The following is a 15,509-nucleotide window of genomic DNA, read 5'->3' on the forward strand; positions in this document are numbered from 1 at the left end:
GGATCGCTACAGGGGGGCGGCAGGGGGCAACACAAGGACGCGAAGTGGTCACGAAACGACACTTTGTGCCCTGTCGGCCGCCCTGCGGGACGCTCTGTGGCGGGCCGGTCACGGTGTCGGTGGGGTACGGCAGGATGGTCAGGATGAGCGACGAGAGCGGAGAGCGAGAGCGACAGGCGCCGATCGACGCTGCGGGCGACGCGGTGCCTGAGGACCCTGGGTACCCCGAGTACCCCGAGTACCCCGAGTACCCCGAGTACCCCGAGTACCCCGAGTACGCAGAGCGGGTCCTTGAGGTCGCGGAATTGATCCCTCCGGGGCGCGTGATGACGTACGGGGACATCGCCGAGTGGCTGGAGGAGGGCGGCCCGCGCCAGGTGGGCCGGGCGATGGCCCTCTACGGAGGCGCCGTTCCATGGTGGCGGGTCGTCCGCTCGGATGGTGTCCTGCTGCCGGGCCACGAACTGCGGGCCCTGGAACGCTACCGTGAGGAGGGCACGCCCTTGCGGCAGGCTTCGCCCGCCGCCCTGGGGCACGTGCCGAAGCTCGACATGCGGCGGGCGCGGTGGGACGGCGGCGCGGGAGGCGACGCCGCGGGTGACGCTCGCCCGCAGACTCCGAAGGCTCACACCTGACAGCTTCCGGCATCCGGCGGCCCGAGGGGGGACCGGTGGCCCGTACGGGGGAAGCCACGCGTCCACCGCGCCCACTGGCGTAGCGTCGACAGCACACATCCCCATCATCCCGCGGCTCCCGCGCGGCGACTTTTCGACCAGCACCCCCACCAGGACCGGCGACCCACGTGAGTTCCCCTCTTCTGCCCGGCACGTTCGGCACCTGTCGCACCACCAGGTACGACAGGGGACTCCGGGTGCCTACCGACTGGTGCGTACCCCGCAGGACCCGTTGGAGCCCCCTCGCTTGGACGCAGGTCAGCGCGCGGTGGTTGACCACAAGGGCGGCCCGCTCCTCGTCCTGGCGGGTCCGGGCACCGGCAAGACGACCACCCTCGTGGAGGCCGTCGCCGAACGCGTCGCCCGCGGCGCGGACCCGGCACGGCTGCTGGTCCTCACCTTCAGCCGCAAGGCCGCGGTCGAGCTGCGCGACCGCATGGCGCTGCGCATAGGGGCGGCGCGCGCCCCGCAGGCCACGACGTTCCACTCCTTCTGCTACGCCCTGGTCAGGGCCCACCAGGACGCCGACCTGTTCGTCGAGCCGCTGCGGCTCCTGTCGGGTCCCGAGCAGGACGTGGCGGTACGTGAGCTGCTCGCGGGCCAGATCGACCTGGCGAAGGAAGGCCACGGGCACGTCCGCTGGCCGGACGAACTGCGCGCCTGCCTCACCACCCGCGGCTTCGCCGACGAGGTGCGCGCGGTGCTCGCCCGCAGCCGTGAGCTGGGGCTCGGCCCGGGCGCCCTGGATGCCTTCGCCCACCGCAGCGGCCGCCCGGACTGGAGGGCGGCGGCCTCCTTCCTCGCCGAGTACCTGGACGTACTCGACCTGCAAGGAGTGCTCGACTACGCGGAACTGGTGCACCGCGCGGTCCTGCTCGCGCGCCGCCCCGAGGTCGCGCGCGCCCTGGGCGCCCAGTACGACGCCGTCTTCGTGGACGAGTACCAGGACACCGACCCGGCACAGGTACGGCTGCTGCACGCGCTCGCCGGGGGCGGCCGGACACTCGTCGCCTTCGGAGACCCCGACCAGTCGATCTACGCCTTCCGGGGCGCCGACGTGAACGGCATCCTGGAGTTCCCGTACGACTTCCCGCGCGCGGACGGCACCCCGGCGCCGGTCGAGGTCCTGACGACGTCCCGCAGGTCCGGCGCACAGCTGCTCGCCGCGACCCGGCTGCTCACCCGGCGCATGCCGCTGACCAGGCTGCCCGCGGAGAAGGTGCGCGCCCACCGGGAGCTGACACCGGCCCGGGACGGCGGCCGGGTCGAGGTGTATACGTACCCGACGGCCGGCACGGAACTGGACAACATCGCGGACATCCTGCGCCGCGCGCACCTGGAGGACGGCGTCCCCTGGGGCGACATGGCAGTCCTCGTCCGCGCCGGCGCCCGCGTGATCCCCGCCGTCCGCCGCAGCCTCAGCGCGGCGGGCGTCCCTCTGGAGATCGACGGTGACGACATCGCCCTGCGCCATGAGCCCGCGGTGACGCCGCTGCTGACGGCGCTGCGGGTGGTGGCGTCCGCCGTGCTGGAGGACGGGGAGCGGGCCGGGACTTCCGACGAGCCCGGAGCCTTGGAAACGCCCCCCGCCTGGCTCGACACCGAGACCGCGCTGACTCTGCTGACCTCGCCCCTGGCCGGGATGGACGCCGCCGACCTGCGTCGGCTCGGCCGTGCGCTGCGCGAGGAGGAGCGCGCGGCGGGCAACCACCTGCCGCCGCCCTCCGACGAGCTGCTGGCCCGCGCCCTCGCCGAGCCGGAGCGGCTCGTCGCGCACGACCCGACGTACGCCAGAGGTGCCCAGCGGCTCGGCGCGCTGCTCCGCAAGGCCCGTGAGCGCCTCGCGGGCGGTGGCACGGCCGAAGAGGCGCTGTGGGAGCTGTGGGACGGCACACCGTGGCCCGGACGCCTGGAGCGCGCGGCGCGGCGCGGTGGCGCGGCCGGACGCAACGCCGACCGCGACCTCGACGCGGTGTGCGCCCTGTTCGCCGCCGCGGCCCGCGCGGAGGAGCGTACGGGCGGCCGTGGCGCCCTCAACTTCCTTGAGGAGACCGAGGCGCAGGACATAGCGGCGGACACGCTCACGCGCCGCGCGGCACGCCCCGACGCCGTGCGCCTGATGACGGCGCACCGTTCCAAGGGCCTTGAGTGGCGCCTCGTCGTGGTCGCGGGCGTCCAGGAAGGCCTCTGGCCCGACCTGCGCCGCCGCGGTTCCCTCCTGGAGGCCGACCGCATCGGCCGCGACGGCCTCGCCGAACCGCTCCCCCCCGGAGCGCTTCTCTCCGAAGAACGCCGGTTGTTCTACGTGGCCGCCACGCGCGCGCGTGAGCGGCTCGTCGTGACCGCGGTGAAGGCGCCCGCGGACGACGGCGACCAGCCCTCCCGCTTCCTCACGGAACTCGGCGTCGAACCCAAGGACGTGACGGGCCGTCCGCGCCGTCCCCTGTCCGTCGCGGCGCTCGTCGCCGAGTTGCGCGCCACCACCGTCGACCCGCGCGTTTCGGACACCCTGCGCGAGGCGGCGGCCCAGCGGCTGGCCCGCCTCGCCGCCCTCAACGACGCGGACGGCCGTCCGCTCGTGCCGTCCGCGCACCCGTACCGCTGGTGGGGCATGTACGAGCCGACGGCGAGCGAGGTGCCCCTGAGGGACCGCGACAAGCCCGTGGTGCTCTCCGGAAGCGCCCTCGACCAGCTCGCCAACACCTGTTCCCTGCAGTGGTTCCTGGGCAGGGAGGTGAAGGCGGACGCACCCGCGACCGCCGCCCAGGGCTTCGGCAACGTGGTGCACGTCCTGGCCGACGAGGTCGCCTCCGGACGCACGCCCGCCGACCTGGACGTCCTCATGGCGCGCCTCGACTCGGTGTGGGACGCCCTCGCCTTCGACGCCCCGTGGAAGTCGGCGCAGGAGAAGGAGCACGCGCGCGTGGCGCTCGAACGCTTCCTCCAGTGGCACGTCGACTCCAACGGCGCCCGCGGCAGCCGCACCCCCGTCGCGAGCGAACACGGCTTCGACGTGACACTCGAAGCGGGCCCCTACGAAGTACGCGTACGAGGTTCGATGGACCGCGTCGAACAAGACGCGGAAGGCCGCGCCTACGTAGTGGACTTCAAGACCGGCAAACAGGCCCCGAGCAGCGCGGAGGTCGCCCGCCACCCGCAACTCGCCGTCTACCAGTTGGCGATCCGCGAGGGCGCCGCGGACGAGGCCTTCGGAGGGGTGCGTCCCGAGCCGGGCGGCGCCGAACTGGTGCAGTTGCGTCAGGGCGCCGCAAAGAAGAACGGCGGTGACGCCCTGCCCAAGGTGCAGGCCCAGGAGCCCCTTTCCGGGGAGTGGATCGGCGACCTCCTGGCGACGGCCGCGGGCAAGGTGCTCGACGAACGCTTCACGCCCACCACCGGACAGCACTGCACCCACTGCGCGTTCCGCGCCTCGTGCAGCGCGCGCCCGGAGGGCCGGCACGTGGTGGAGTGACCTGGTGCCGGAGCACCCTCTCCAGCGATCTAAAGTCTCAGTAAAGACATGCTGTGCACCGACTGATGGTGCACCATTTTTGAGGAGATGCACATATATGGCAGCCAATCGGAAGCTCCTTGCGGTGGCCGTCGCCTGCTCCGCCGCCGTCATCGGCCTGGCGGGCTGCGGCAGCGACGAGGAGAAGGACCCCTTCGAGGGCATGAGCGCGGACAAGATCGCCGACAAGGCGGCCGACGCGTCCAAGGGCGCGGGCTCCTTCACGGTCTCCGGTGAGGGCAAGCAGGACGGCAAGCCGCTCAAGGTGGACTTCTCCGTGTCCAAGGCCGGTGACTGCAAGGGCAAGATGGACGGTGGCGCGAAGGGTGCCGCCGAATTCCTCGTCACGGGCGACACCCAGTACATGAAGGGCGACGAGGCGTTCTGGAAGGAGGCCATGGGCGGTTCCCAGGCCTCCCGCATGAAGGACAAGTGGGTGAAGACGCCGAACGAGAAGAAGGAAGGCTTCTGCGACGCGGACGACATGTTCAAGTCGAGCGAGCTCAAGGGCCTCAAGCGTGAGAAGGACGCCGAGGTCGACGGCAAGAACGCGGCCGTCCTGACGAAGAACAAGTCGGGCAAGAAGTCCACCTTCTACGTCGCCACCGAGGGCAAGCCCTACTTCCTGAAGGTCGTCACCACGGGCAAGGACGACCCGGGCACGATGCACTTCTCCGACTACGGCCAGCCCGTCGAGGTCAAGGCCCCGCCGGCGAGCGAGGTCATGGACCTCAAGGAACTCATGTCCTCCTGACGCCACACGTGAGGTATCGGCCCACATGAGGAGCATCGGCCCACATGTGAGGCATCGGCCCACACGCGAGGCGGTGGTCCACACGTGAGGCGGTGGTCACGGACGACCGGATTCGTCCCGGTTGTCAGTGGCCACCGCTAGCCTCTCTGACGTGCCACCTCGTATCACCGACCCCGAGCAGCTCAAGGAGCTCCTCGGGATCCCCTTCACTCCGGAGCAGACGGCTTGCATCACCGCGCCGCCTGCTCCTCAGGTGATCGTGGCCGGAGCCGGCTCCGGCAAGACGACGGTGATGGCGGCGCGCGTGGTCTGGCTGGTCGGCACCGGCCAGGTCGCCCCCGAGCAGGTCCTCGGCCTGACGTTCACCAACAAGGCGGCGGGCGAGCTCGCCGAGCGCGTGCGCCAGGCCCTGATCAAGGCGGGCGTCACCGACCCCGAGACCGTCGACCCGGACAACCCTCCGGGCGAGCCGGTCATCTCCACGTACCACGCCTTCGCCGGCCGCCTCCTGACCGACCACGGCCTGCGCATCGGCCTGGAGCCGACCTCCCGCCTCCTCGCCGACGCCACCCGCTTCCAGCTCGCCGCGCGCGTGCTGCGCGAGGCCCCCGGGCCCTATCCCGCGCTGACCCGGTCCTTCCCGGACCTCATCAGCGACCTCCTCGCCCTCGACAGCGAGCTCGCCGAGCACCTCGTACGCCCCGAAAGCCTCCGCGCGTACGACACCGAGCTGCTGCGCGCCCTGGACGGCGCCAAGCTCACCAACGCCGACCTGCGCAAGGTCCCGGAGACGGCGGCGGCCCGGCTGGAGCTGGCCGAACTCGTCGAGCGGTATCGCGCGGCCAAGCGCTCCCGCGACCTCCTCGACTTCGGTGACCAGATCGCCCTGTCCGCGACGCTCGCCCGCACCCGCGCGGAGGTCGGCGACATCCTGCGGGACGAGTTCCGCGTCGTACTCCTCGACGAGTACCAGGACACGTCGGTGGCGCAGCGCATCCTCCTGTCCGGCCTGTTCGGCGGCGGCACGGGCCACCCGGTGACCGCGGTCGGCGACCCCTGCCAGGCGATCTACGGCTGGCGCGGCGCCTCGGTGGCCAACCTCGACGACTTCCCCGAGCACTTCGCGTACGCCGACGGGCGCCCCGCCACGCGCCACGCGCTCAGCGAGAACCGCCGCAGCGGCGGCCGCCTCCTGGACCTAGCCAACGGCCTCGCGGCGCCCCTGCGCGCGATGCACGCGGGCGTGGAGGCGCTGCGCCCCGCGCCCGGCGCCGAGCGCGACGGCGTGGTCCGCTGCGCCCTGCTGCGCACACACGCCGAGGAGATCGACTGGCTGGGCGACTCGATCGCCCACCTCGTGCGCACGGGCAAGGCGCCCGGCGAGATCGCCGTCCTGTGCCGCACGGCCACGGATTTCGCCGAGATCCAGGGCGCGCTCGTCGCCCGCGACATCCCCGTGGAGGTCGTCGGCCTCTCCGGACTCCTCCACCTCCCGGAGGTCGCCGACCTCGTCGCCGTCTGCGAAGTCCTCCAGGACCCCGGGGCGAACGCCTCGCTGGTGCGGCTGCTCACGGGCCCGCGCTGGCGCATCGGCGCCCGCGACCTCGCTCTCCTGGGCCGCCGGGCCCGTCTGCTCGTCCGCCCCGGGCACACCGCCCCCGACGACCCGGACCGGCGCCTCGCCGAAGCCGTCGAGGGGGTTGACCCGGCCGAGGTGATATCGCTTGCGGACGCCCTCGACACGTTCCTGGAGTCGCCCCTCGACCCGGCCGACGCCTCCAGGGACGACGGCCTGCCCTTCTCGGCGGACGCCAGAGTGCGCTTCGCCCGGCTCGCCACCGAGCTGCGTGAGCTGCGCCGTTCGCTGTCCGACCCGCTGATGGACGTACTGCACCGGGTGCTCGCGGTCACCGGCCTTGAGGTGGAGCTCTCCGCGTCGCCGGGCGCTCTGGCGGCCCGCCGCCGCGAGACCCTCTCGAACTTCCTGGACGTCGCCGCCTCCTTCGCCGCCAACGACAACAGCGCGTCGCTCCTCGCCTTCCTCGGCTTCCTGCGCACCGCCGCGCAGTACGAGAAGGGCCTCGACAACGCCCTGCCCGGTGGCGAGAACACCGTCAAGGTGCTCACCGCCCACAAGTCCAAGGGCCTTGAGTGGGACGTCGTCGCCGTCCCCGGGCTGGTCACCGGCACCTTCCCGAGCGCGCAGGGCCGCGAGAAATGGACAGCCCAGGCCAAGGTCGTCCCCCACGAGCTGCGCGGCGACGCGGCCACCCTGCCCGACATCGAGGCGTGGGGCGCCAAGGGCATGAAGGCCTTCCACGAAGCGATGAAGGACCACCAGCGCACCGAGGAACTCCGCCTCGGCTACGTGACCTTCACCCGCCCCCGCTCCCTGCTCCTGGGGTCGGGCCACTGGTGGGGTCCCTCCCAGAAGAAGCCGCGCGGCCCCTCGGACTTCCTGTGGGCCCTGCACGACCACTGCGTGGCGGGCCATGGCGAGATCGAGGCGTGGGCGGACGAACCGGCCGACGACGAGGAGAACCCCGCCCTGAGCGAGGCGAGCGCCGAGCAGGCGTGGCCGCTGCCGCTGGACGACGCCTCCCTTGCCCGCCGCCGTGCCGCCGCCCAAACCGTCCTCGACCACCTGGAGCGCCTCACGGGAGGCCAGGAGGCCGCCCACTCCCACGAGACGGCTCACCCTTCGGCGTATGAAGCCGCCCCCCTGGCCCACGACCCGGAGTGGCCGCCCCCTCCGGAGGACGAAGAAGCGCCCTACGGAGACGCGGGATTCCCGGACGCCGGTCTCGCTGACGCCGATTTCACCGACCCGGACGCCGAGGTGGACCTGGCCGAGTGGGACTCCCTGCCGACGGAGCGCCCGACGATCCCGCACCCCGCCGAAGCCCCGGAGGTCCTGGGAGCCCCGGAGGTCCCCGAGCCCCGGGACACCGCCCACGCGCGCGTGCCGCTCCCCGCCCAGCCCTCGGAGGCCCGCCCGCACCCCGCAGACCCCGAGCACGAAGGCGATCACGACCACAGAGGCGACCAAGGTCACGAAGGCGATCAAGGCGGCGACCGCGTCACGCGCACCCGCCTCACCCCCGAGGAAGCCCGCACTCTCGCCTCCTGGGACCGCGACCTCGACGCCCTCACCGGAGAGCTCCTGCGCGCCCGTGAGGCGGTCAGGGACATCCCCGTACCGCCCTCGCTCACCGCGTCCGAGCTGATACGCCTGGCCGCCGACCCCGATGGCTTCGCCAAGGACCTCGCCCGGCCCATGCCCCGCCCGCCGCAGCCCGCGGCCCGCCGCGGCACCCGCTTCCACGCCTGGGTCGAATCCCGCTTCGAGGAGCTCCCGCTGCCGATGCTCGCCCCGGAGGACCTGCCGGGCGGCGCCCCCGGCGAGGCGGAGATCGCCGACGAGCGTGACCTGGCAGCACTCAAGGAAGCCTTCGAGCGCACCGAGTACGCCCGTCGCGCACCCCACCGTGTCGAGGTGCCCTTCCAGTTCGTCATCGCCAACCGTGTGATCCGGGGCCGTATCGACGCCGTCTACAAGGAAGGCGACGGCGACGAGACGACGTACGAGATCATCGACTGGAAAACCAGCCGCACCCGCACCGCCGACCCTCTCCAGCTCGCCGTCTACCGCCTCGCCTGGGCCGAGCAGCAGGGCGTCCCGCCGGAATCGGTGAAGGCCGCCTTCCTGTATGTGCGCAGCGGGGAAGTGGCCCGCCCCAGGAACCTCCCCGGCCGCGCCGCTCTCGAACGCCTCCTGCTCGAAGAACCGGCCGGTGCCCAGGGCGGCGAACCGTCGGACGAGCCCACCCCGGATGGCGGATAGGCTCGTGACCATGAGCGAGACACCGGACAGCGCCGTCCGTACGTACATCGAGAACCACCGTGCCGCCTTCCTCGACGACCTCGCCGAGTGGCTGCGCATCCCGTCGGTGTCGGCTCAGCCCGAGCACGCCGGGGACGTGCGCCGCAGCGCCGAATGGCTCGCCGCCGGCCTCAAGGAGACCGGCTTCCCGACCGCGGAGGTCTGGGAGACCGCGGGAGCGCCCGCCGTCTTCGCCGAGTGGCCATCGGACGACCCGCAGGCGCCCACCGTCCTCGTCTACGGCCACCACGACGTCCAGCCCGCCGCCCGCGAGGACGGCTGGCACACCGACCCCTTCGAGCCCGTCGTCCAGGGAAACCGCCTCCACGCGCGCGGGGCGGCCGACGACAAGGGCCAGGTCTTCTTCCACACCCTCGGTGTCCGCGCCCATCTCGCCGCCACGGGCCGCACCGCCCCCGCCGTGCACCTGAAGCTGCTCGTCGAGGGCGAGGAGGAGTCCGGCTCCCCGCACTTCCGGCAGCTCATCGAGGCCCACAAGGACCGCATCGCCGCCGACGCGGTGATCGTCTCCGACACCGGCATGTGGGCGGAGGACACCCCGACCGTGTGCACCGGCATGCGCGGCCTCGCCGAGTGCGAGATCGAGCTGCGCGGCCCCGACCAGGACATCCACTCCGGCTCCTTCGGCGGCGCCGTGCCCAACCCCGCCACCGCGGTCGCCCGGCTGGTCGCCGCCCTGCACGACGAGCACGCGCGCGTGGCGATCCCGGGCTTCTACGAAGGCATCACGGAACTCACCGCCGCGGAGCGCGCGCTCTTCGCCGAGCTGCCCTTCGACGAGGAGCGCTGGCTGCGTACGGCCAAGTCGCACGGCTCCCACGGAGAGGCCGGGTACACCACCCTGGAGCGCATCTGGGCCCGCCCCACGGCCGAGGTCAACGGCATCGGCGGCGGTTACCAAGGAGCGGGCAGCAAGACGATCATCCCGTCGTCCGCCCTCGTGAAGCTCTCCTTCCGGCTGGTCGCGGGCCAGGACCCGGACCGTCTGGAGGAGGCCGTGCGCGCCTGGGTGGCGGACACCGTGCCCGCCGGGATCCGGCACACCGTCACCTTCAGTCCCGGTACCCGCCCCTGCCTGACCCCGCTGGACCACCCGGCCCTCCAGTCCGTGGTCCGCGCGATGGGCCGCGCCTTCGAGCAGCCGATCCTCTTCACGCGTGAGGGCGGCTCGGGGCCTGCCGCCGACCTCCAGGACGTGCTCGCCGCACCCGTGCTCTTCCTCGGCATCTCCGTCCCGTCCGACGGCTGGCACGCGCCGAACGAGAAGGTCGAGATCGACCTGCTCCTGAAGGGCGTCGAGACGACCGCCTACCTGTGGGGTGACCTCGCGGAGACCTGGCGGGACGCCCACGCCCACTGACCGTCGCCGCGAAGCCGAGCCCGCCCTGCCGCCCGCCTTGCCGCACCACCCATTCCATCGGGGGAGTTGGAAGCACCTGTGACCACCTGGACCGACCGCACCGCAGACCGCCCCGTCTCGCTGACCGCGCCGAGCGGCATCGACCGCGCGGCGCACCACCGCATGGACGAGGCGTGGCTGGCCGCCGCCTGGAGCCACCCGACGACCCGGGTCTTCGTGGTGTCCGGCGGTCAGGTGCTCATCGACGAGACGCCCGAGGGCCAGACCGAGCTGCTGATGACCCCGGCCTTCGACGCGCCGCTCACCGAGGAGCACCGCTACTTCCTCGGTACGGACGACGACGGCGTGAGCTACTTCGCGCTCCAGAAGGACACCCTGCCGGGCCGCATGGACCAGTCGGCGCGCCCCGCGGGACTGCGCGAGGCGGGCCTGCTGCTCTCACCCCGGGACGCGGGACTGATGGTGCACGCCGTCGCCCTGGAGAACTGGCAGCGCCTGCACCGCTTCTGCTCGCGCTGCGGCGAGCGCACCGTCATCGCCGCGGCGGGCCACATCCGCCGCTGCCAGGCGTGCGGCGCCGAGCACTACCCGCGCACCGACCCCGCCGTGATCATGGCGGTCCGGGACAGCGAGGACCGCATCCTCCTCGGCCGCCAGGTGCACTGGCCCGAGGGACGCTTCTCGACCCTCGCCGGCTTCGTCGAGCCGGGGGAGTCCATCGAGCAGTCGGTGCGCCGCGAGGTCTTCGAGGAGGCGGGCGTCACGGTCGGCGACGTGGAGTACGTCGCGAGCCAGCCCTGGCCGTTCCCCTCCAGCCTGATGCTGGGCTTCATGGCCGACGCGACCTCTTCGGAGATCAACGTCGACGGTGAGGAGATCCACGAGGCCCGCTGGTTCTCCCGGGACGAGCTGCGAGCCGCGTTCGAGTCCGGTGAGGTCGTGCCTCCCTACGGCATCTCGATCGCGGCCCGCCTGATCGAACTCTGGTACGGCAAGCCCCTGCCGAAGCCGGGGACCGTGGTTTAGCCGGACTGCCCGGCTCGGAGGCCAGGCGCCGGACTCAGACGTCCAGCTTCTGCTTGACCTGCGCCAGCGAAGGGTTCGTGAGCGTCGAGCCGTCCGGGAAGAGAACGGTGGGAACTGTCTGGTTTCCGCCGTTCGCCTTCTCGACGAAGGCCGCCGAGTCCGGGTCCTGCTCGATGTTGATCTCGGTGTACGCGATGCCCTCGCGGTCCATCTGGCCCTTGAGGCGGCGGCAGTAGCCGCACCACGTGGTGCTGTACATCGTCACAGTGCCCGGCATGTCTCGTGTGCTCCTTCGTCGCTCGGGGTGCGTCATCGCGATGACGCGGGGGTCCGTCATCATCGCAATGGATCGAACGTACGAGACACGGCCCCCATTCCCGCATTAGTACGACCGCAGGGCTCCCCTGTGGACAACCGGCTCACTTGCCCCTGGCGACCTGGCAGCATGGCGGGGTGACATCAGCAACGCACTCCACCCTCTTCCCGCAGGTCCCGGACTCGGCCGACGCGGTGCTCGCCGGGCTCGACCCCGAGCAGCGCGAGGTGGCCACCGCCCTGCACGGGCCGGTGTGCGTCCTCGCGGGCGCCGGCACGGGCAAGACTCGGGCGATCACTCACCGGATCGCCTATGGGGTGCGTGCCGGGATCCTCCAGCCCGCCAGTGTCCTCGCCGTCACGTTCACCAACCGGGCCGCGGGCGAGATGCGCGGGCGTCTGCGCCAGCTCGGCGCTTCCGGCGTCCAGGCCCGCACCTTCCACTCCGCGGCCCTGCGTCAGCTCCAGTTCTTCTGGCCGAAAGCAGTCGGTGGCTCCCTGCCCAGGATCGTCGACCGCAAGATCAAAGTTGTCGCGGACGCGGCCGCCGCCTGCCGTATCCGCCTGGACCGCAATGAGCTGCGCGACCTGACCAGCGAGATCGAGTGGTCCAAGGTCACCCAGACCGTCCCCGCGGACTACGCCGCCGCGGCCGCCAAGTCCGGCCGCGACGTCCCACGCGACCCCGCCGAGATCGCCCAGCTGTACGCGGCCTACGAGGACCTCAAGCGCGACCGCGCCGTCATCGATTTCGAGGACGTCCTGCTCCTCGCCGTCGGCATCCTTGAGGACCGGCACGACATCGCCGAGCAGGTCCGCGCCCAGTACCAGCACTTCGTGGTCGACGAGTACCAGGACGTGAGCCCCCTCCAGCAGCGCCTCCTGGAGCTGTGGCTCGGCGACCGCGACAGCCTCTGCGTCGTCGGCGACGCCAGCCAGACGATCTACTCCTTCACCGGCGCGACCCCGGACCACCTGCTGAACTTCCGCACCCGCCACCCGGGAGCGACGGTCGTCAAACTGGTCCGCGACTACCGCTCCACGCCCCAGGTCGTCCGCCTCGCCAACGGCCTCCTCTCCCAGGCCCGCGGCCGCGCCGCCGACCACCGGCTGGAGTTGATCTCCCAGCGCGACCCCGGCGCAGATCCGGTCTATACGGAGTACGCGGACGAACCGGCCGAAGCCGAAGGCGCCGCCCGCCGCATCCGCGCCCTGCTCGCCGACGGCGTCCCCGCCAGCGAGATCGCCGTCCTCTTCCGCACGAACTCCCAGTCGGAGATCTACGAACAGGCGCTCGCCGACGCGGGCGTGCCCTACCAGCTGCGCGGCGCCGAGCGGTTCTTCGAGCGCACCGAGGTCCGGGAAGCGGGCGCGGCCCTGCGCGGCGCCGCCCGCTTCGGGGGCAACGACGCACTCCTGGACGACGTGGTCGACCTGCCCTCCCAGGTGCGGGCCGTCCTCTCGACGAAGGGCTGGACGACACAGCCCCCGGCGGGTTCCGGCGCGGTCCGTGACCGATGGGAGTCCCTGGCCGCGCTGGTGCGCCTCTCCGAGGACTTCGTGCGGGCCAAGCCGGAGGCGACCCTCGCCGATCTGGTGGCCGAGCTCGACGAGCGGGCCAACGCACAGCACGCACCGACCGTCGAAGGCGTCACCCTGGCCTCGCTGCACGCGGCCAAGGGACTGGAGTGGGACGCCGTGTTCCTCGTCGGTCTCGCCGAAGGCATGATGCCGATCACCTACGCCAAGACCGACGAGCAGATCGAGGAGGAGCGCCGTCTCCTCTACGTGGGAGTGACCCGCGCCCGCGTCCACCTCTCGCTGTCCTGGGCCCTGTCCCGCTCACCGGGCGGCCGTCCGAACCGCCGGCCCAGCCGCTTCCTGGACGGTCTGCGCCCGGGCTCCGGAGCGGGCACGGCAGGCCGGGCCGCGGGCGGCGGCCCCGGCGGCGTCGAGCGCGGCACCGCCGGTGAGGGCGCGGCCCCGGTGGTCGGCCGCCGCCAGCGCAAGAGCCGCACTCCGGCCCGCTGCCGCGTCTGCGGCCGGACCCTTACCGACGCCGGCGAGATGAAGCTCATGCGGTGCGAGGACTGCCCGTCCGACATGGACGAAGGGCTCTACGAGCGGTTGCGGGAGTGGCGATCGGCCCAGGCGAAGCAGCTGGGACAGCCCGCGTACTGCGTCTTCACGGACAAGACCTTGATCGCCATCGCGGAAGCCGTGCCCGACGACGAGGGCGAGCTGGCGCGGATCCCTGGTGTCGGTGTCCGCAAGTTCCACCGCTTCGGCGCCGAGGTCCTCGCCATCTGCGCAGGTCAGGAGGGTGTAAGGGGCGCCGATGGAGAATGATTCAAACTCGTCGAAAAAATAGTTTGCGCATGCGCAAGGAAGACCCATAGGTTCTTAAGCACGGAACAGCGGCTTCTTCGAAGCCCCTGGGCCGTGCTGTACTTGTCAGTCCGCAGGATCGGTTCCGGTCGATCCCTCAGACGCCGAGAGGAGGCGAATTCCAGTGATCAGCATCAACAAGAGCTTCATCAGCACCGCCAAAATGACCGATCGCTCGGTCGTCGCTTCCTGCCTGCTCGGCTTCTCGAACCAGGGCACCGGTCTGTCCGGCGGCATCCCCGCCGTCCTGCCGATGTCCTCCTCCCTGCCTCTCTCCGGTCTCTCCATTCGCGAGGCCAATGAGGGCAATGAGCGACCGACCAAGGCACCGGAAGCAGCAGTAGCGGAGGCGCAGGCTCAGGCCTATGCCTTTGCCGCGGCCGGTGCCGGATTCCGGAAGCAGACGACGCACCACCACATGATGTGGGCCTTCCGTGGGCTCGAACCCTGGAGTGATCCAGTCTGATCCTCGATCAGACAGGCGCCTTCAGGGCCGCGGAACCCCACCCGGGATCCGCGGCCCTTCTGTTTTCCCCGAAACAGGGAGACACAGCGAAGGGGTCAAGAGCAAGACCCGGTACCAGCCGCCAACCGGCCGACCCAGGCCGGCACGACCAGACGAGGAAAACACCACCGTGCAACTCGAAGCGCACGCCCCGTCCGTACCGCCTTCACAGGTGATCTCCCCGCCCACTCCCACGGAGGACCCGACCTTGACTCCCCTCACCGCGCTCACCGCGCTCGACGACGCCATCGAGAACCTCGGCGTTCCCGTCCCCTGCCGCGCCTACGACCCCGAGGTCTTCTTCGCCGAGTCCCCGGCCGACGTCGAATACGCGAAGTCCCTCTGCCGCACCTGCCCGCTGGTGGAGGCCTGCCTCGCGGGCGCCAAGGAGCGGCGTGAGCCGTGGGGCGTCTGGGGCGGCGAGCTGTTCGTCCAAGGCGTGGTCGTTGCCCGCAAGCGGCCCCGTGGCCGCCCGCGCAAGAACCCGGTCGTCGCATGAGCACCGCCGGAACCATTGACCGCCCCCTGACGCACGACCCCAAGAAGCAGGCCCCGATGAAGGCAGCCACCCGCGAGCCCGCAGGCTCCGCGACCCGAGACTTCACCACCACCAGCGCGCACACCTCGCGCCAGAACAGGACCCGAGAGATGCAACTCATCCCAGAAGCCATGGCTCGTGCGCATATGCACGAACGACTGCGTGAAGCCGAGGCGGAACGCCCGGCCGAGCGCCTGATGGCGGCCCGCCGCATGCAGCGCCGCGCGGAGCGCGCCTCGCTGCGTGCCCGGCGCGCGCTCGCCATCGCGGTCATGCAGTAAGTCCCGACGGGGGCCGGTCCCAACGGACCGGCCCCCGTAGTGCGTCGCGCTCACCGAAGCTGACTGCCCGGCGATATCGTCGCCGGGTGGACGAGCAGAAGCCGCAGCACACCGCCGCGGAGAACCGGGTGTGCGCCCGCTGCGGCACGGTCGTCCAAGGCACACCGCCGACCTGGACCTGCTCCGTGGAGAGCGGCGTCCGCCGCTACTACTGCGAAGCCTGTGCGCGGGAGACATCCGAGCCATCGAGGGC

Annotated in this window: 11 protein-coding genes; 10 read left to right on the forward strand and 1 reads right to left on the reverse strand. The window is 71.8% G+C overall.

Translation table 11 applies throughout. From position 1 onward, the window contains the following. Positions 1 to 143: 143 nt before the first annotated feature. From ACOBQB_RS34860 to nudC, 6 genes are all read left to right on the forward strand, one after another. Complete coding sequence (locus tag ACOBQB_RS34860; RefSeq protein WP_423597586.1) at positions 144 to 635, forward strand: MGMT family protein; 492 nt, start codon at positions 144 to 146, stop codon at positions 633 to 635. A gap of 250 nt (positions 636 to 885) precedes the next feature. Continuing rightward, on the forward strand, positions 886 to 4,146 hold the full coding sequence (locus tag ACOBQB_RS34865; RefSeq protein WP_423597588.1) for an ATP-dependent helicase: 3,261 nt from the start codon (positions 886 to 888) through the stop codon (positions 4,144 to 4,146). Between the two features lie 97 nt (positions 4,147 to 4,243). Beyond that, positions 4,244 to 4,939 (forward strand): hypothetical protein, encoded by a 696-nt coding sequence (locus tag ACOBQB_RS34870; RefSeq protein ID WP_423597590.1) that lies wholly within the window; start codon positions 4,244 to 4,246, stop codon positions 4,937 to 4,939. Positions 4,940 to 5,090: 151 nt separating this feature from the next. Next, positions 5,091 to 8,783, forward strand: coding sequence for an ATP-dependent DNA helicase (locus ACOBQB_RS34875; protein ID WP_423597592.1), 3,693 nt, complete (start codon positions 5,091 to 5,093; stop codon positions 8,781 to 8,783). Positions 8,784 to 8,793: 10 nt separating this feature from the next. Then, positions 8,794 to 10,203, forward strand: a complete 1,410-nt coding sequence (locus tag ACOBQB_RS34880; RefSeq protein WP_423597594.1) for a dipeptidase — start codon at positions 8,794 to 8,796, stop codon at positions 10,201 to 10,203. A gap of 78 nt (positions 10,204 to 10,281) precedes the next feature. Beyond that, positions 10,282 to 11,229: an NAD(+) diphosphatase gene (gene nudC, locus ACOBQB_RS34885; protein ID WP_423597596.1), complete on the forward strand. Its 948-nt coding sequence runs from the start codon at positions 10,282 to 10,284 to the stop codon at positions 11,227 to 11,229. 34 nt (positions 11,230 to 11,263) lie between these two features. Here the strand turns inward: nudC and ACOBQB_RS34890 are convergent, their stop codons facing one another. Continuing rightward, on the reverse strand, positions 11,264 to 11,506 hold the full coding sequence (locus tag ACOBQB_RS34890; RefSeq protein WP_127912822.1) for a mycoredoxin: 243 nt from the start codon (positions 11,504 to 11,506) through the stop codon (positions 11,264 to 11,266). Between the two features lie 176 nt (positions 11,507 to 11,682). On the opposite strand from ACOBQB_RS34890, the gene ACOBQB_RS34895 reads away from it, so the two are divergent. From ACOBQB_RS34895 to ACOBQB_RS34910, 4 genes are all read left to right on the forward strand, one after another. Then, a complete protein-coding gene (locus ACOBQB_RS34895; RefSeq protein WP_423597598.1) occupies positions 11,683 to 13,893 on the forward strand; it encodes an ATP-dependent DNA helicase UvrD2 in 2,211 nt (736 codons plus the stop codon). Between the two features lie 163 nt (positions 13,894 to 14,056). After that, on the forward strand, positions 14,057 to 14,398 hold the full coding sequence (locus ACOBQB_RS34900) for a hypothetical protein (protein WP_423597600.1): 342 nt from the start codon (positions 14,057 to 14,059) through the stop codon (positions 14,396 to 14,398). Between the two features lie 169 nt (positions 14,399 to 14,567). Next, a complete protein-coding gene (locus tag ACOBQB_RS34905) occupies positions 14,568 to 14,936 on the forward strand; it encodes a WhiB family transcriptional regulator (protein WP_127913289.1) in 369 nt (122 codons plus the stop codon). After that, positions 14,933 to 15,256 carry a hypothetical protein gene (locus tag ACOBQB_RS34910; protein ID WP_423597602.1) on the forward strand — a complete coding sequence of 108 codons (324 nt, stop codon included), beginning with the start codon at positions 14,933 to 14,935 and terminating at the stop codon, positions 15,254 to 15,256. Before ACOBQB_RS34905 ends, ACOBQB_RS34910 begins: the two co-directional genes overlap by 4 nt. Positions 15,257 to 15,509 lie beyond the last annotated feature (253 nt).

The sequence above is a fragment of the Streptomyces sp. G5(2025) genome (genome assembly GCF_049542075.1).
In the GTDB taxonomy this organism is placed as follows: Bacteria; Actinomycetota; Actinomycetes; order Streptomycetales; family Streptomycetaceae; genus Streptomyces.